We start from the raw sequence: 16,761 nt of genomic DNA, 5'->3' as shown, positions 1-16,761 counted from the left end.
ATGACGACAGCAAGAGCAACACAGACGCCGATGCGCTTCGGCCCCGGCGAGGCGCTGGTGGGCATGCTCACGGCACCCGCGCAGCAGGCGCCCGGCGGCATTGCCTGCCTCATGTTCAACATGGGCGCCAACCACCGCGTGGGCCCGCGCCGCATCAATGTGAAGCTGGCGCACGTGCTGGCCGCGCGCGGCGTGAGCAGCCTGCGCTTCGACCTGGGCGGCGTGGGCGACAGCGACGCGCTCGACACCTCGCCCGACCTGCAGGCGCGTGCCGTGCACAGCCTGCAGGCGGCCATGGACATCGCCGAACGCATGCTGGGGGCCCGGCAGTTCGTGATCGTCGCCATGTGCTCGGGCGTGGAACATGCCATGTCGGCGGCCCTGGCCGACACGCGCGTGGTGGCGGTGTCGCTGTTCGACGGCTTCGCCTTCCCCGAGCGGCGCGCCCGCTGGGAGCGCAACCTGCGCCGCGCGCTGGCGGCGCCCGCGCACCCGTCGTTTCCCGGCAAGGCCAGGCGCTGGCTGCAGCGCCACTTTTCGCGCAGCCACTCGACAACGGCGCTGCCTGGCTTCTTCGCGGAGAAGCGCGCGCCCGAAGTCAATGCGGCCTGGTTCGGCACTGCGCTGCAGAGCCTGGTCGAACGCAAGGTGGCGGTGCAGCTTCTGTATTCGGGCTCGCTGCATGTATGCGACCGCGGCCGCGACCAGCTCGGCGCCTTCGCCCGCCTGCCCTACACGCAGGCAGTGCAGTACGAGTTCATGGGCGAGGTCGATCACACCGTCTGCACGGAGAAGGGGCAGCGGCTGTTCCTCCAGTGTGTTGGCGATTGGGTCACCGACCGCTGCTTCGGCGCCAGCACCGAACGACGCAGCCAGAGCCGCCCGCTCGCGGGCGCCGAACACGCCTTGCCCACCACCTGGGCCGCGCCCTGAGGCGCGCCTTTTCACCCTTTCATTCACCCCGAGCACCCACCTTCAACCGGCCGTCAAGGAGATCACCATGCAACGCAAAGATCCAGCGACGCAGTCATGCGGAACGCGCCCTCTCGCAGTCCGTGCCCAGGCACAGGTGGAGTCCCGCCTGCGATGGCTTGGCCTGGCCCTGCTGCTGTCCCTCGGGCTGGTCGCGCTTTCGGGCTGCGCGCCGGGCTTCGGCTCGGTGGGGCCACTGGGCCTCGACCGCTCCACCGGTGACAGCACGGCCTCCGCCGGCAGCGGCAAGGTCATTGCGATCACGCCCGACCTGATCCGCGCGCAGATCGCGCAGAAGCCCAAGAGCGTGCCCGACAGCATCAAGCGCCTGTTCGCCGCGCCGCCGACCTACACCATCGGGCCGGGAGACGTGGTCGGCATCATCGTGTACGACCACCCCGAGCTGCTGCCGAACGCCGGCGCGGTGATCGCGCAGCAGTCCGACCCGACCGGCGTGACCGTCGCGCCCGGCTTCATCGTCGATGCCAAGGGCGAGATCTTCTTCCCCTACATCGGGCGTGCCAAGCTGCAGGGCCTGACGGAGAGCGGCGCGTCGGAGCTGGTCGCGAAGCGCATCAAGGCCTTCGTGAAAGACCCGCAGGTTTCGGTGCGCATCCAGTCGTTCCGCAGCCAGCGCGCCTACGTGCAAGGCGAGGTGCGCACGCCCGGCCTGCAGATCTTCACCGACGTGCCGATGACGCTGTCGGAGGCCATCAGCCGCGCCGGCAGCTTCACGCAGGCCGGTGACCGTTCGCGCATCACGCTGACGCGCGGCGGTGTCTCGACGGAGATCAACCTGCCGGCGCTCCAGGCCCTGGGCGCCGACGGCAACAACATCCCGCTGCGCAACGGCGACGTGGTGAACGTCGGCACCCGCGAGGACAGCCGTGTCTACGTGATGGGCGAAGTCAAGGCCCCGTCGGCGCTGCAGATGCGCAACAACGGCCGGCTGAGCCTGAACGAGGCGCTGGGCGACGCGGGCGGACCTGACCTAGCCACCTCCGACCCCGGCCAGATCTACGTGGTGCGCAATTCGCCCGACAACCTCGACGTGCAGCAGGTCTACAACCTCAACGCGAAGAACCCGGTGGCGCTCGCGCTGGCCGACCGCTTCGAGCTGCAGCCGCGCGACGTGGTGTACGTCGACCGCGTGCCACTGGTCAGCCTGAGCCGCGTGTTCGGCCTGATTCTGCCGGCCGCCCAGGTCATCAATCTTGCCCGCGACACCGCACGCCGGTAAGCGCCTAGCACCCCGCAACAGGAAAAGGTGAATCCCATGAACGCGCGTTGGCAACCTACGCTTCCCGCACCCGCGGCCGCACCCGTGACGGTGCTCGAGACCACCGCCTGGACCCGGGAATCCCGGTTCCATGAATACCTCGACATCCTGATCGACAGCCGCTGGCTGATTGCCATCATCGCGGCGCTGGCCCTGCTGGTGGGCGTGGGCTATGCGCTGTTCGGCCAGCGCATGTACGAGGCCAACATCCTCATCCAGGTCGAGGATCCCGATCGCTCGGGCGGCAACTTCCCTGGCGACGCCAACGGCGGCGGGGGCATCAGCGTGAAGACGTCGACCGCCGGCGAGACCGAGATCCTGCGCTCGCGCATGGTGCTCGGCCAGGCCATGGAGAACACCAAGCTCTTCATCAGCGCCAAGCCGCTCTACACCCCGGTGGTGGGCGAGTTCCTCGCGCGGCATTCGAGCCATCTCTCCACGCCCGGCATCTTCGGCATGGGCAACTATGTCTCGGGCACCGAGCAGATCGCCGTGGCGCAGATGGACGTGCCGAGCGCGTTCGAGGGCAAGAAGTTCACGCTGATCGCGGGCGAAGGCGGCAACTACACGCTGACCAACCCCGACCTGGAAACGCCCCTGAACGGCAAGGCCGGCGTGCCGCTCGACGCCACCGTGCCCGGCGGCGCACTGCACCTGCTGGTGGGCTCGTTCGAGGCCCAGCCCGGCGGCGCCTTCGAGCTGGTGCGCCATTCGAAGCAGCTCACCCTGCTTGGGCTGCAGAAAGACCTGCGCGTGGTCGAGAAAGGCAAGCAGTCCGGCGTGATGGACGTCAGCCTGCAGGCCGAGAACCGCGGCCAGCTGGCCAACGTGCTCAACGAGATCTCGCGGCTGTACGTGCGCCAGAACATCGACCAGAAGACGGTGCAGGCCGAGCGCGCGCTGTCCTTCCTGGGCACCGAGCTGCCCAAGTTCAAGCAGCAGCTGGAGCAATCGGAAGACGCCTACAACCAGTACCGCAACCAGAACGGCACCATCAACCTGGACGACGAGGCCCGCAATGCCCTGGCGCAGAACGTGGACCTGCAGGCCAAGCTGCTCGATGCAAAGCAGAAGCGGCTGGACCTGGTGGGCCGCTTCACTTCCGCGCACCCGATGGTGCAGACGCTGGATTCGCAGATCGCTTCGCTGAAGAAAGAGCTCGGCGCGGTCGACGGCCGCATCCGCCGCATGCCCATGCTGCAGCAGAACTCGCTGCGCATGCAGCGCGACATCAAGGTCAACACAGACCTCTACGCGACGCTTCTGAACAGCTCGCTGCAGATGCGGCTGGCCAAGGAAGGCAAGGTTGCCAACGTGCGCGTGCTCGACCAGGCCCTGCTGGCCGAGAAGCCCGTGCGGCCGAAGCCGCTGATCGTCATCGCACTGGCGCTGGCGGGCGGCCTGTTCCTCGGCGGCGCTGCGGCGCTGGCGCGCAAGAACCTGAAGCGCTCCATCGGCAGCCCCGAGGACATCGAGGCCATCACAGGCCTGAGCGTGTACAGCACGATTCCGCTGAGCACCCAGCAGCGCGTGCTCGACCGCGCCATCCGCACCGGCAAGCCTGGCGTCAAGGTGCTGGCGGCGCTGCACGTGGAAGACCCGGCGCTGGAAGGCCTGCGCCGCCTGCGCACCACGCTGCAGTACGCGATGCTGGGCGCGCCCAACAACCGGGTGCTCATCTCCAGCGCCACGGCCGGCGCGGGCAAGACATTCGTGTCGTCGAACTTCGCCACGCTGCTCGCATCCTCGGGCAAGCGCGTGCTGCTGATCGACGGCGACCTGCGCCGCGGCAGCCTGAGCGAGGAGTTCGGCCTGCAGCGCAAGAACGGCCTGTCCGACGTGCTCGCCGGCGGCGTGCCGCTCGAGCAGGGCATCCACCACCGCGTGCTGCTGAACCTGGACGTGATGAGCGCGGGCACGCTGCATCCCGACCCCGCCGGCCTGATGGCCAGTGATGCCTTCGAGCACACGCTGGCAACGCTGTCCGCACGCTACGACGTGGTGATCGTCGATGCGCCCCCCACCCTGCTGGCATCGGAGACCGCCGCAATGGCGCCGAACATGGGCACGCTGCTGCTGGTGGCCCGGGCCGACAGCAGCGAAATGGGCGAGCTGGTGGAAAGCGCCAAGCGCCTGGCCCACGTGGGCGCGGCCTTCCACGGCGTGGTGTTCAACGCGGTGGACACCTCGCGGCGCCAGCACCGCAGCTACGGCTACGGCTACTACGGCTATGCCCCGGCCACGACAACACGCAGCGAACCCCATTACGCGCTGGACACGGCCGACACCGTCATGCCCAAACGCATCGAACCGGAGCACGCAACATCATGAGCACGCTTCGATCGACCACCCCCGCAGGGCGAGGAACAGGCAGCGCGGCGGCCAACACTGCCGCGTACGGGCCGCTCGGCGGCTCGCCCTGGCTGCGCCATGCCAAGCGCGCGGCCGACATCCTGATGGCCGGCTCGTTCTTCGTTTTCTTCGGCTGGGCCTACGCGCTCATCTGGCTCGGCGTGCTCTATACCTCGGGCGGCCCGGCCATCTACATGCAGCCGCGCTACGGCAAGGACGGCCGCGTCTTCAAGTTCTACAAGTTCCGCTCGATGGTGGCTGACGCAGACGCAGTGCTGGCGCGCCACCTGCGCGAGAACGAGGCCGCGCGGCGCGAATGGGCCATTTACCAGAAGCTGGTGCACGACCCGCGCATCACCCGCTTTGGCGCCTTCCTGCGCAAGTACAGCATCGACGAATTCCCGCAGTTCTGGAACGTGCTCAAGGGCGACATGAGCATGGTCGGCCCGCGCCCCTGCATGTTCACGCAGAAGGACCTGTACGGCGACTACTGGGACCACTACTGCGCCGTGCGCCCGGGCATCACGGGCCTGTGGCAGATCAGCGGGCGCAACGAGATCAGCTACCGCCGCCGCGCCGCGATGGACGCGGAGTACGTGGCCCACCTGTCGCTGTGGCGCGACCTCGCGATCCTGCTGAAGACCTTCGGCGTGGTGACCGGTGCGCGCGGGTCGCGCTAGCCGCGGCCGTCACCGCTTCCTTCGATTCCTTTCGACTTCGTCTCCCTCGAACTTCATCAACCTCTTCACGAAAGCTCATATGCGTATCTTTGTTGCAGGTCATCGCGGCATGGTGGGTCAGGCGACGACAAGGCGCCTGCGCGAACTGGGCCACGACGTGGTGACGCGAACCCACAGCGAACTCGACCTCCTCGACCAGGCGGCCGTGGCCCGTTTCTTCGCGACGGAGCAGATCGACCAGGTCTACCTGGCGGCGGCCAAGGTCGGCGGCATTCACGCCAACATGACCTACCCCGCGCAGTTCATCTACGAGAACCTGGCGATCGCCACCAACGTGACGCACCAGGCATTCGTTTCGGGCGTCAAGCGGCTGCTGTTCCTCGGCTCCAGCTGCATCTACCCGCGCATGGCAGAGCAGCCGATCCGCGAGGAGTACCTGCTGGGCGGCAAGCTCGAACCCACCAACGAGCCCTATGCGATCGCCAAGATCGCAGGCCTCAAGCTGTGCGAGAGCTACAACCGCCAGTACGGCGCCACGCACGGCATCGACTACCGCAGCGTGATGCCGACCAACCTGTACGGCCCCGGCGACAACTACCATCTTGAAAACAGCCACGTAGTGCCGGCGCTGATCCAGCGCTTTCACCTGGCAAAGATCAGCAATGCGCCCAGCGTGCTGATCTGGGGCAGCGGCCGCGCGCGGCGCGAGTTCCTGTACGTCGACGACATGGTCGAGGGCTGCATCGAGGTGATGAACCTGTCGCGCGCCGAATACGACCGGCAGACCGACGCGATGCGCGGGCACATCAACCTCGGCACCGGCGAAGACGTGTCGATCGCCGAGCTCACCGAGCTGATCCGCGACGTGGTGGGCTACACCGGCGCCATCCGCTACGACCTCGCCCAGCCCGACGGCGCTCCGAGAAAGCTGCTCGACGTGTCGCGCGCCAGCAGCCTCGGCTGGCACGCGACGGTGTCGCTGGCCGAAGGCCTTCGCCGCACCTACGCCGACTACCAGACGGCGATCCGCCCGGTCGAGGAAATCGACCCGATCCAGACGGCGCAGGTCGCCGCCTGAGCCACCCCGGCAGCCACACCACAGCAGGCCCAACATGCGCATCCTCTCCTTCTGGTCCGGCATCGTCTGCGCCATGCTGTGCGGCATGGTCGACCCTGTGTGGGGCTATGCGGCGGTGTGCGCGCTGTCGCTGATCCAGCTCTCGCTGCTGGGGTCCTCGGGCTCCAGCGTGTTCCTTCTGATCCACTACGCGACGATCCTCACGTACTTCTCGATCGCGCCGGCGATGCAGATCTCGCACGACGTGGAGTTCTGGGAGGCAGGCGTGATGAGCACGGCGGCGCACACGCAGGCACTGATGCTCCTGCTGCTGTACATGGCCGGCGTGGAGGCCGCGCGGCTGGGCGTGCCCGACGTACCCGCGCACCTGCCCGGGGGGCATGACCGGCGGCTGGTCGGCGTGGCCCACCCTCTTCTTCTGCTGCTGAGCTGCTCGCTCGCGGCCTTCGCCACGCTGTTCATCAAGCCCGAGCTCAACTTCGTGGCGCGCGGCCTCACTGGCACCAGCGGCGGAGAAGAGAACGTGCCGATCGACTTCATCTTCTATTCCACGCTGCCCAAGCTGGTGGTGCTGATGTGCTTCGTGGCCCTGGCCATCCACGCCGTGCGCCGTCGCACGCTGTGGTCCTGGTGCGCGGCGGGCCTGGCGTTCGGCCTGGCGCTGGCTGCGGCCAACCCGGTGAACACGGCGCGGCAGGTCTTGCTGATCGGGCTGCTGCCTCTGCTCATCCACGCCCTGGGGCGCAGCCGGCGCTGGCTGCTCGGCAGCGTGATCTTCGGCTCCATCGCGGGCCTGGGCCCGGTGCTGAACCTGATCTCGCGCGGCAGCTTCTGGGGCGAAGAGCTCACGACCTTTCCGTTCAGCCAGGACTTCGACGCCATGTTCGTGGTCGCGGGCATCCTGGAGCGCGCACCCATTCCCGATCTCGGCTGGGGTCGCTACCTGCTCTCGGCGTTCTCGTTCTTCCTGCCGCGCGACCTGAAGATGTTCCCGGACTTCGACCCGCTCGGCTGGTCGGCCATCCTCGGCAACTTCTCGCAGAGCAACCTGTCGCTGCCGCCCTTCACCACGGCGTATTTCGACTTCGGACTGGCAGGGCCGGCACTGTTCGGCTATGCGATCTCGGCGGGCTTTCGCGTTGTCGACCGCGCCATCGATCCGAACCGGCCGCTGTCGGGCGCCTACCTGTCGGCGCTGGTGCTGCTCGCCGCCTACGTGCCGTTCATGCGCGGCCCGATCCTGGGCTGGGGACCGTTCGCGGTCTCGGGCCTGATCGCCGCCGTCATTGCCGGCGCCCTGAGTTCCCGTGCCCGCCGGCCGCTGCCGCGCGCGGTGCGGCACGGCCTTCCGAGTGCGTGAGGACGTCGCTGATGGCCACCTACCTCTACTACGACACCGTGCGCCTGAACAAAGCTGCCGGCGGCGTGCTCAACGTGTCCGAGGTGCTGCTGCGCCACATGCGGATGTCGCGGGACGACCGCGTCGAGCCGGTCAGCGAGCGGCATCCGCGCATCTACGCGCTGGCGCAGCGCCTGAAGATCAGCCGCTTCGTGCTCGACACGCTGCTCTACAACTTCCACTACCTGCGCGCGCTGCTCACGGGCGAGCAGCTGTTCTCGGTGTTTCCCAACTACTTCCTGCCGCTGACGTTGTTCGGGCGGCATCGCGATTCGATCGTCATCGTCCATGACCTGCAGTACAAGGCCTACCCGCAGTACTTCAGGCGCAGCAAGCGGCTTTTCCTGGACTGGAGCCTCTGGCGCGCGGCGCACAGCGCGGCGGATGTGGTCTTCATCAGCCGCAGCAGCCAGCTGGACTTCGAGCGCCATTTCGGCCACTGCGAGCATTCGGCCGTGATCTTCAACCCGGTGGACGCGCCCCGGGTCGCGGCAGCACCCACTACACCGGGTGCGGCAACGAATGCGGCGCCGGGCGAGCGCTACCTCATCGCGGCCTACCACTACTACCCGCACAAGAACTTCGGCGGCATCCTCGCCCTCTTCGAGCGCATGAAGCGCGCGGGCCTGGTCGACTACCTCGACATCACCGGCAACGGCGCCGCCGATGTCGAGCGCATGGTGGCCGCGCTGGCGCCCGAGGTGCGTGGCTCGGTGCGGCACCGGGGGCTGGTGTCGCGCGACGAGCTGCTGCGGCTGTACCAGGGCGCCACCGCGTTCATCTCGCTGTCTACCTTCGAGGGCTTCAACCTCTCGGCGGCCGAAGCGGCAACGCTGGGCGTGCCGCTGCTGCTGTCGGACATTCCGGTGCACCGCGAGCTTTTCACGGACTACGCCTTCTTCGTGGGCAGCGCTGCCAGCGACCCGTACCGGCTGGCCAAGTACCTCGCGCGCCACGAGCGCACGCATCCGGTGTGGGTCCATGCCACTGCCTGCGCGCCAGCCGCGGTCGCGGGACGCTATCTCATGCTCAAGCGCGGCGCGCTGTCGCTCGCCCGGGCCATGCCATGACGAAATGGCCGTTCCCCGCGATGCGTTTTCTTGCAGCGCTGCTGTTGCTGGCAGTGATGCCGCTGGCCGGCCGCGCACAACCCGCGGTCACATCGGCGGGCGCCCCGATGCCGGGCTTCGGCGTGATGGTGCATTACCTGCCCGACAAGCAATCGATCAACGAGATCAAGCGCTTCGACGTCGAGGCCTTCGCGTCGACGCTGGCGGACATGCGCGCCTCGCACCTGATCCTGACGCTGGGCCAGAACAACGGCCAGTACATCGCGCCCAATGCCGCGCTCGAAGTGCTCTGCCCGGGCAGCGCCGCGAACCGCTCGCCGCGCGACCTGCCGATGGAGATCGGCCAGGCGCTGCGCAAGCGCGGCATCTCGCTGATCCTCTACCTGCCGTTTCGTGCGCCGCAGGCAGACCCCGCGCTGATGGATTGCCTGGGCGACGTGTCCGAGCAGGAGCCGCCGCCCGCGCGCTTCATCGCCGCATGGTCGAGCGTGATCCGTGACTGGTCGGAACGCTACGGCTCGCTCGTGAGCGGCTGGTGGTTCGACGGTACCTACAACACGAAGGGCATCACGCCCGCCGGCTGGGAAATGCTGTGCAGCGCGGCCCGCACGGGCGCCGCCAACCGCTGGCTGGCCTTCAACGCGGGCGAAGGAGCTGAGCGCTTCAGCGCCAAGTCAGCGCCCTGCCAGAACCTGATGGCCGGCGAATACATGCAGCCGCCCGCGCATCTCACCGCCCCGCCATCGGAGCTGGCGCTGCACGTGCTGACACCGCTGAGCGCCTCGTGGGGCCGCGAGGCGCCGGCGCGCTTCACGGCGGCGCAGCTGCGCAGCTGGATTTCGGAAGCGGCCGCCGTGCGCGGCCTCTTCACGCTGGACATGCCCATCGACGCCGCCGGCCGCTTTCTTCCCGCGCACGTCGCGCTGATGAAGAGCGTTACGGCGCGCAAGCCCTGAGCACAAAGAACGCTGTCACATCCCGTCAACCCTCAACCAAGCGCCATGAACCCAACCCTGCCCTTCATCGTCGTGGAAGACCGCCAGAACAAGACCCTCGCGCTGTGCCGCGAATCGGCGGCGCTGGCCGGCGAGCCGCTTTTCGTGCTGTCGGACACCGACGCGGGCCCGGCCTACGAACGCTTCTGCCGGTCCTACGTGCATCTGTCGAGCAACCCGCCGGAGTTCGAGAAGATCTGCTTCCGGCGCTACTTTCTCCTAGCGCAGTTTCTGGAATCCCACCCCGAAGTGCGCGAATTCGTGCTGATCGACAGCGATGTGCTGCTTTTTCAGGGTGCGGCGCCGCATATCGCGCGGCTTGCGGGCAAGTCCGACTTTTCGGGTTCCTGCATGCAGTCCGCGGACGGCTGGAACCCCTGCCAGATCTCGCCCCATGTCAGTTACTGGACCGCGAACGGCCTGCGCCGCTTCGTGGCCTATGTGCTCGACAGCTACGCCACCCCCTCGGGCCGCAGGAAGCTGCGCGACATCGCGGGGCGTTTTGCCGCGCGGGGGGTGCGCGGCGGCGTGTCCGACATGACACTGCTCTACCTCTGGGCCCACGCCACGGGCAACGACGCCCCCATCAACCGGGTGCTCGACGGCACGGTCATCGACCACAACATCAACGGCATGCACAACCTCGTGCGGCGGGAGTTCAAGGTGCTCGGCGGCGCCAAGCGCATTGCGTACCGCGATGGCAAGGCCTGGTTGACGAGCACCGCCGGCGAACTGACGCGCGTGGTCGCGCTGCACTTCCAGGGCAGCGCCAAGATGGCCATGCCCTTCGCGCTGCGCGGCCACACGCACACCGTGGCGGCCGTGACCTACGCGCTGCAGATGGCCCGCCGCGCGAAGAACAACTCGTTCCGGGCCGGTGCATTCGTGCGCCGGCTGTTCGACACCGGCCGCGTATCCCGCGCCCCGGTCGGCAAGTAAGCGTGGAGCCAGCCGACGCCATGAAGCACTTCAGCCTGTCACTTGCTCCGCCCGGCGCGCGCATGGCCTGGCTGTCGGGCCTGGGCGCGCTTGCTTCGCGGCTGTATGTGTACCTGTCGGGCTTCCTGGCGATCTTCCTGATGGCGGCGAGCATTTCGCCGGCGCGCTTCGGCGAGTACTCCATCTACCAGTCGGTCATGGAAGTGGCGCTGGTGATGGGCACGCTGGGCAGTTCGCTGCTGTTCTCGCGCAATGCGGCGAGCGTGCCGCCGGGCGTGACGCGCGGCGACGTCGTGCGCACGCTGGCCATCGGCCTGCCGCTGGCCACGGTGCTGGTGACGGTAATCCTCACGGTGCAGCACATGCCCGTGGGCGACGCGCCCTTCCTTCTGCTGGTGGCCACGCTGGCGGTCTTCTCGTTCAACAGCCTGCGCCTTTCGTTCAGCCGCGGCCTGGGCCACGCGGGGCTGCTCAACCTGGAGGCCGGCATCCGCGCGACCATCCTGGTCGTGGGCATAGGCCTGTGCGTGGCGGTGCGCTTCGACCTGGGCGTGGCGCACCTGCTGCTCATCAACCTGTTCGCCGTCGTGGTGGTGTGCGTGGCCGTCGGCCTGCCGGGCAATGGCGCGGCGCCACCGGCCGGGCGCGCCGCGCTCGGGCTGGCATCGCAGGTCGGTGCGACGGTGTATTCGCTGCTCATGTTCCTGCTGCGCAAGTCGGACCTGCTCATCGTGGCGTACTTCATGCCGCTGAGCTACGTGGGGGCCTTCAAGCTCGCGTTCCTGCTGGCCGAAGCGCCGTCGCAGTTCGTGCAGGCCTTCCTGGTCACGAAGACGCCCGCGATGCTGGAAACGGACGCAGGCAATTTCACTGCGGCCAAGCTGCGCCTGGCGAAGCATTCCTTCCTGCTGGGCTGCGGGCTCTTCGTCGGGCTGGCCGCCCTCATCTCGGTGGCCGCGCCGCTGCTCAAGCTGGGCAACGAGGCGCGCACCATCTTCATGTGCATTGCGCCGTACTTCCTGCTGCGCACCTACACGATCCACCACGAGATGGTGCTGTCGCTGAAGACCTCGATGGGCTCGCTCGGCGCCTGGGCGCTGGTGGAGGTTGCGCTGCGGCTGGCGTCATACGGCGCGGTGGTGATGGTCTTTCCGGACAGGCCGCACTACGTGTTCTTCATTGCCTGCGTGACCGACTTCGTGCTGTACGAGACGCGCATGCGCCTGCAATTCGGCTTCTTCCCGATCGTGCGCCTGCTGACGCGGAGGCAGGCATCGTGAAGATCCTCGTCTACTCGATGAACTTCGCTCCCGAGCTGGCCGGCATCGGCAAGTACTCGGGCGAGATGGCCGAGTGGCTGCACGCCCGCGGGCATGAAGTGCGGGTGATTGCGTCGCCGCCCTTCTTTCCGCAGTGGTCGGTGCTCGAGGGCTACTCGGCATGGGCCTACCGCAAGACCGACTGGAACGGCGTGACTGTCTGCCGCGCGCCCACCTGGGTGCCTTCGAAGCCTCGTGCGCTGGGGCGCATCGGGCACCTGCTGTCTTTCACGCTGTCGAGCATTCCGCTGCTGCTGGCGCAATTGCGCTGGAAGCCAGACGTGGTGTTCGTGGTGGAGCCGCCCATCTCCTGCGCGCCGGCCGCGCTGTGCTTCGCGAAGCTGCTCGGCATCCGCTCCTGGCTGCACGTGCAGGACTACGAAGTGGACGCTGCGTTCGGCCTCGGCTGGTTGCGCGGAGAGCGTGTGCGGCGCTTTGCCCTGGCCGCCGAGCGCTGGCTGATGCGCAAGTTCGACCGGGTGTCATCCATCTCTTCCACGATGTGCACCAAGGCGCTGGAGAAAGGCGTGGACGAATCGCGGCTGGTGCTGTTTCCGAACTGGGTCGACGTGGAAGCCATCCAGCCCGTTGCGCGCCCGCCTGTGGTCGAAGGCGTGCCGGTGCAGGGCTTTCGGGCGGAGCTGAACATTCCCGCCGGCGCGGTGGTCGTGCTCTACGCGGGCAGCCTCGGCAGCAAGCAGGGCATCGAGCTGCTGGCCGAAGCGGCGCGCCTGCTGGTGTGCTCCCATAACATCCACTTCGTGTTCTGCGGCAACGGCCCGAGCCGGGCCTCGCTGATGGACGCCTGCACCCGGCTGGGCAACACGCATTTTCTCGATCTGCAGCCTGCCGAAAGGCTCAACGAGCTGCTGGGCATGGCCGACATCCACGTGCTGCCACAGCGCGCCGATGCCGCCGACCTCGTCATGCCGTCGAAGCTGGGCGGCATGCTCGCGAGCGGCCGCGCCGTGGTCGTGACCGCGCACGCCGGCACCGCGCTCAGCGAGGCCGTGTGGGGCCGCGGCGTGGTGGTCGAGCCGGGCGATGCGGCGGCGCTGGCCGATGCCATCGAACAGCTCTCGATGTCGCCTGAAACGCGCGAGCTGCTGGGCTCGGCCGGCCGCCGCTTCGCCGAGGCCGAACTTGACCGCAACGCAATCCTGCAGCGCCTCGAAGAGGAACTGCAGCGCTGCATCGCCGGCTGAAGCGGCACCCCACACGAGGACCACGACCATGCCTAAGTCCACATTCGCACCCAGGGTCCTCGTGACCGGCGGCGCCGGCTTCATCGGCAGCCACACCTGCGTGGCGCTGATCGCCGCGGGCTACCTGCCGGTGGTGCTCGACTCGCTCGTCAACAGCGACGCGCGTTCGCTGCAGCGGGTGGCGTGCATCACGGGCGTCGAACCCGTTCTCGTGCGCGGCGACGTGCGCGACGCGGCGGCGCTCGACCGCGTGTTCGCGGCACACGGGATCGAAGCGGTCGTGCATCTCGCGGGACTGAAGGCGGTCGGCGAATCGGTGGCCGACCCGGTGAGCTACTACGACGTCAATCTGGCTGGAACCCTGGCGCTGGTGCAGGCCATGGGCCGAGCCGATGTGCGCACTCTGGTGTTCTCCTCATCGGCCACTGTGTACGGCGACTCGCGGCCCTCGCCCATTGCGGAGAGCGCACCTTACGGCGCGGTCAACCCCTACGGCCGCACCAAGGCCATGGTCGAGACCGTGCTGGCCGACCTGGCGCAGGCCGATGCGCGCTGGGGCATTGCCTGCCTGCGCTACTTCAACCCCGTCGGCGCGCACGAAAGCGGCCTGCTCGGCGAGCGCCCGCACGGGCCGCCCAACAACCTGATGCCCTACATCTCGCAGGTCGCGGCCGGCGAGCGTGAATGCCTGGTGGTGCACGGCGACGACTACGAAACGATCGACGGCACCGGCGTGCGCGACTACGTGCACGTGATGGACGTGGCCGAAGGCCATGTGGCGGCACTGCGCCATGCAGTGCGCCACAGCGGCATTCTCATGACCAACCTCGGCACCGGCCGTGGCGCCTCGGTGCTCGAAGTGGTGTCGGCCTTCGAGCGCGCAAGCGGCCGCCGCATTGCCCTGCGCATCGGGCCGCGCCGCCCCGGGGACGCACCTGCCTACTGGGCCGACGCGCGCAGCGCCTTCCTCGCCTTCGGCTGGCGCGCGCGCCGCGACCTCGACCAGATGTGCGCGGACAGCTGGCGCTGGCAGGCCGCGAACCCGCACGGCTTCGACGATCCGGCGCCGGCCTTTACCGCGGACCTCCCGCGCTTTCAGAGCAACGGCACCAGCACCCACATCAACTCCAACCTGGGACACACCCATGTCTGACAACCCATCCCCCTTTCTTGGCGAGCAGGCCGATGGCCGCTCGGGGTTTCCACCGGGCATCGTTCCGCCTGTTGCGCCGCTGTGGCCCGGCTTCCTGACGGGGCAGGAGGATGCACCCGTGCGCGTCCTGCTCGTGGATGACGACGAATTCATGCGCCGGGTGATAGCGCAGGAGCTGCTGTCGGACCTGCGCATCCAGCTCGAAGGCCAGGCAGGCAGCCTGCGCGACGGCCGCCGTCTGCTGGCCACGCACGAGTTCGACGTGCTGATGGTCGACCTGCGGCTTGGCGACGGCACCGGCTTCGACCTGATCCAGGAAGCCCGCGAGCAACATCGCACGGGAGAAATCATCGTGATCTCCGCGCTCGAGGACGAGTCGCACGTGCTGCATGCCTTCGAGCTGGGCGCCACCGGTTACCTGCTGAAGGACGCGTGGCTCCAGAGCTTCGCGCAGGCCGTGCTGCAGGTGGTCAACGGCGGCGCGGCCATCACGCCGCGGCTGGCGCGCCGGCTGCTCTCGCGGCTGAGCCACCGGCCCGACAGCCGCACGCCGCCGTCGGTGGAGCCGCCCCCGCGCGAAGCGACGCTGACGGCACGTGAGTGCGAGATCCTGCGCTTCGTGGCGCGCGGCCACGTCACCGAGGAGATCGGCGTCAAGCTGGGCATCTCGGGGCAGACCGTCAACGCCCACATCAAGAACATCTACAAGAAATTGCACGTGCATTCGCGTGCCCAGGCCGTGAGCTATGCGGCGTACTCCGGCCTGATCTGAACCCCGCCCCACCACAACGCAAACGATCATGAACACCCCCCTCATCCATCCCGTGGTCCTGTGCGGCGGCAGCGGCACGCGGCTGTGGCCTTTGTCGCGCAAGGCGCTGCCCAAGCAGTTCGCGCCGCTGGTCGGCGGCAAAAGCCTGCTGCACCTCACGCTCGAACGGCTGGCGGTGCTGAATGCCGACATCACCTGCGTCACGTCGGAAGACCATCGCTTCCTGGTGAAGGAAGCGGTGGAAAACGCGCACGCCACGGGCCGGCAGATCCTCGAGCCGGTGGCGCGCAACACCGCTGCCGCCATGGCCTCGGCCGCGCTGCTGGCCGAGCCCGACGACCTGCTGCTGTTCGCGCCCTCCGACCACCACATTCCCGACGCCGCGCTGTTCGCCCGCACCGTGCGCACCGGCGTCGAGGCCGCATTGGCCGGCAAGATCGTCACCTTCGGCGTGGTGCCGAGTTTTCCGAGCACCGCCTACGGCTACATCGAAGCCGGCGAACCCTCGGCCGACGGGCGCAGCCAGGCCGTGGTGCGCTTTGTCGAAAAGCCGACGGCAGCGGTGGCTGAGCAGCTGATCCTGCATGGCGGCTACAGCTGGAACGCGGGCATCTTCCTCGTGCAGGCGCGCACGCTGATCGCAGCGCTGCGCGGGCATGCACCCGACATCCTGCTGGCCTGCGAGCGCGCCACTGCCGCCGTTGCAACCGACGGCAGCTTCCTGCGGCTGGACCGCGCAGCCTTCGAGGATTGCCGAGCCGACAGCATCGACTACGCCGTGCTCGAAAAGCACAAGGACATCGCAGTCGTGAAGTTCGAAGGCCTGTGGAGCGACGTCGGCAGCTGGAACGCGGTTGCCAGCCTGCACCCGGCGGACGACGCGGGCAACAGGCTGAGCGGCAAGGCCAGCGCGCTGAACTCGCGCAACACCTTCATCCACGCGCCGCACCGGCCGGTGGTGGCGCTGGGCACTGAAAACCTGATCATCGTGGACACGCCCGACGCCGTGCTGGTGGCCGGCGCGGGCTGCGCGGAGCAGGTGGCCGACGTGGTGCGCAAGCTCTCGCTGGAAGGCTGCGCCGAGGCCACTGAGCACCGCCGCGTGGTGCGGCCCTGGGGCGCGTACGACAGCATTGACCTGGGCGAGCGCTTCCAGGTCAAGCGCCTGACCGTGAAGCCCGGCGGCAAACTGTCGCTGCAGATGCACCACCACCGCGCCGAGCACTGGATCGTGGTGAAGGGCACGGCGCGCGCCACCTGCAACGGCGAAGTCACGCTGGTGCGCGAGAACGAATCGATCTACCTGCCCTCGGGCGCGATCCACCGGCTGGAGAACCCGGGCAAGACCGTGCTCGAAGTGATCGAGGTGCAGACCGGCGGATACCTGGGCGAAGACGACATCGTGCGCTTCGACGACACCTACGGACGCTGCGGCCCGGTCAGGACACTGGCCGACGCATCGCCGACGCAGGCTTCGGCCGGGTCGGGGGCGAATGCGGTGCTGCATGCGCCCATAAGGCGCTGAGCTGTCGATTCAGCCCGCACAAG

Annotated in this window: 14 protein-coding genes; all 14 read left to right on the top strand. The window is 68.2% G+C overall.

Annotation, left to right across the window (positions count from 1 at the left end):
* Complete coding sequence (locus BLV60_RS26890) at positions 1–933, top strand: alpha/beta hydrolase family protein (RefSeq protein ID WP_256329593.1); 933 nt, start codon at positions 1–3, stop codon at positions 931–933.
* A 67-nt stretch (positions 934–1,000) separates the two neighbouring features.
* Complete coding sequence (locus tag BLV60_RS26885) at positions 1,001–2,212, top strand: polysaccharide biosynthesis/export family protein (protein WP_093058353.1); 1,212 nt, start codon at positions 1,001–1,003, stop codon at positions 2,210–2,212.
* A gap of 36 nt (positions 2,213–2,248) precedes the next feature.
* Entirely contained in the window at positions 2,249–4,582 is a 2,334-nt protein-coding gene (locus tag BLV60_RS26880) for a polysaccharide biosynthesis tyrosine autokinase (RefSeq protein ID WP_093058352.1), read from the top strand.
* The gene (locus BLV60_RS26875) at positions 4,579–5,283 is read left to right on the top strand and encodes a sugar transferase (RefSeq protein ID WP_093058351.1); all 705 of its coding nucleotides are present in this window, start codon (positions 4,579–4,581) and stop codon (positions 5,281–5,283) included. The genes BLV60_RS26880 and BLV60_RS26875 overlap by 4 nt, the downstream gene beginning before the upstream one ends.
* Before the next feature lie 79 nt (positions 5,284–5,362).
* Complete coding sequence (locus tag BLV60_RS26870) at positions 5,363–6,361, top strand: GDP-L-fucose synthase family protein (protein WP_093058350.1); 999 nt, start codon at positions 5,363–5,365, stop codon at positions 6,359–6,361.
* Between the two features lie 34 nt (positions 6,362–6,395).
* Entirely contained in the window at positions 6,396–7,721 is a 1,326-nt protein-coding gene (locus BLV60_RS26865; protein ID WP_093058349.1) for a hypothetical protein, read from the top strand.
* An 11-nt stretch (positions 7,722–7,732) separates the two neighbouring features.
* On the top strand, positions 7,733–8,830 hold the full coding sequence (locus tag BLV60_RS26860; RefSeq protein ID WP_093058348.1) for a glycosyltransferase: 1,098 nt from the start codon (positions 7,733–7,735) through the stop codon (positions 8,828–8,830).
* Complete coding sequence (locus tag BLV60_RS26855) at positions 8,827–9,786, top strand: hypothetical protein (RefSeq protein ID WP_093058347.1); 960 nt, start codon at positions 8,827–8,829, stop codon at positions 9,784–9,786. Before BLV60_RS26860 ends, BLV60_RS26855 begins: the two co-directional genes overlap by 4 nt.
* Before the next feature lie 45 nt (positions 9,787–9,831).
* On the top strand, positions 9,832–10,764 hold the full coding sequence (locus BLV60_RS26850) for a hypothetical protein (protein WP_093058346.1): 933 nt from the start codon (positions 9,832–9,834) through the stop codon (positions 10,762–10,764).
* 20 nt (positions 10,765–10,784) lie between these two features.
* Complete coding sequence (locus tag BLV60_RS26845; RefSeq protein ID WP_093058431.1) at positions 10,785–12,044, top strand: lipopolysaccharide biosynthesis protein; 1,260 nt, start codon at positions 10,785–10,787, stop codon at positions 12,042–12,044.
* Complete coding sequence (locus BLV60_RS26840) at positions 12,041–13,288, top strand: glycosyltransferase WbuB (RefSeq protein ID WP_093058345.1); 1,248 nt, start codon at positions 12,041–12,043, stop codon at positions 13,286–13,288. Before BLV60_RS26845 ends, BLV60_RS26840 begins: the two co-directional genes overlap by 4 nt.
* Before the next feature lie 28 nt (positions 13,289–13,316).
* Positions 13,317–14,441: a UDP-glucose 4-epimerase GalE gene (gene galE / locus BLV60_RS26835; RefSeq protein WP_093058344.1), complete on the top strand. Its 1,125-nt coding sequence runs from the start codon at positions 13,317–13,319 to the stop codon at positions 14,439–14,441.
* On the top strand, positions 14,434–15,213 hold the full coding sequence (locus BLV60_RS26830) for a LuxR C-terminal-related transcriptional regulator (RefSeq protein WP_093058343.1): 780 nt from the start codon (positions 14,434–14,436) through the stop codon (positions 15,211–15,213). Before galE ends, BLV60_RS26830 begins: the two co-directional genes overlap by 8 nt.
* 28 nt (positions 15,214–15,241) lie before the next feature.
* Positions 15,242–16,738 (top strand): mannose-1-phosphate guanylyltransferase/mannose-6-phosphate isomerase, encoded by a 1,497-nt coding sequence (locus BLV60_RS26825; RefSeq protein ID WP_093058342.1) that lies wholly within the window; start codon positions 15,242–15,244, stop codon positions 16,736–16,738.
* Positions 16,739–16,761 lie beyond the last annotated feature (23 nt).

The sequence above is a fragment of the Variovorax sp. YR634 genome (genome assembly GCF_900106655.1).
Taxonomy (GTDB): domain Bacteria; phylum Pseudomonadota; class Gammaproteobacteria; order Burkholderiales; family Burkholderiaceae_C; genus Variovorax.
The sequence above is the reverse complement of the archived record's forward strand: the minus strand, read 5'-3'. Positions and strand labels throughout refer to the sequence as shown.

Coding starts and splice junctions, on each gene's coding strand:
- BLV60_RS26875 (WP_093058351.1), top strand. CDS start 4,579: ATGAGCACGCTTCGATCGACCACCCCCGCAGGGCGAGGAACAGGCAGC.
- BLV60_RS26825 (WP_093058342.1), top strand. CDS start 15,242: ATGAACACCCCCCTCATCCATCCCGTGGTCCTGTGCGGCGGCAGCGGC.
- galE (WP_093058344.1), top strand. CDS start 13,317: ATGCCTAAGTCCACATTCGCACCCAGGGTCCTCGTGACCGGCGGCGCC.
- BLV60_RS26850 (WP_093058346.1), top strand. CDS start 9,832: ATGAACCCAACCCTGCCCTTCATCGTCGTGGAAGACCGCCAGAACAAG.
- BLV60_RS26880 (WP_093058352.1), top strand. CDS start 2,249: ATGAACGCGCGTTGGCAACCTACGCTTCCCGCACCCGCGGCCGCACCC.
- BLV60_RS26885 (WP_093058353.1), top strand. CDS start 1,001: ATGCAACGCAAAGATCCAGCGACGCAGTCATGCGGAACGCGCCCTCTC.
- BLV60_RS26845 (WP_093058431.1), top strand. CDS start 10,785: ATGAAGCACTTCAGCCTGTCACTTGCTCCGCCCGGCGCGCGCATGGCC.
- BLV60_RS26855 (WP_093058347.1), top strand. CDS start 8,827: ATGACGAAATGGCCGTTCCCCGCGATGCGTTTTCTTGCAGCGCTGCTG.
- BLV60_RS26870 (WP_093058350.1), top strand. CDS start 5,363: ATGCGTATCTTTGTTGCAGGTCATCGCGGCATGGTGGGTCAGGCGACG.
- BLV60_RS26890 (WP_256329593.1), top strand. CDS start 1: ATGACGACAGCAAGAGCAACACAGACGCCGATGCGCTTCGGCCCCGGC.
- BLV60_RS26830 (WP_093058343.1), top strand. CDS start 14,434: ATGTCTGACAACCCATCCCCCTTTCTTGGCGAGCAGGCCGATGGCCGC.
- BLV60_RS26860 (WP_093058348.1), top strand. CDS start 7,733: ATGGCCACCTACCTCTACTACGACACCGTGCGCCTGAACAAAGCTGCC.
- BLV60_RS26865 (WP_093058349.1), top strand. CDS start 6,396: ATGCGCATCCTCTCCTTCTGGTCCGGCATCGTCTGCGCCATGCTGTGC.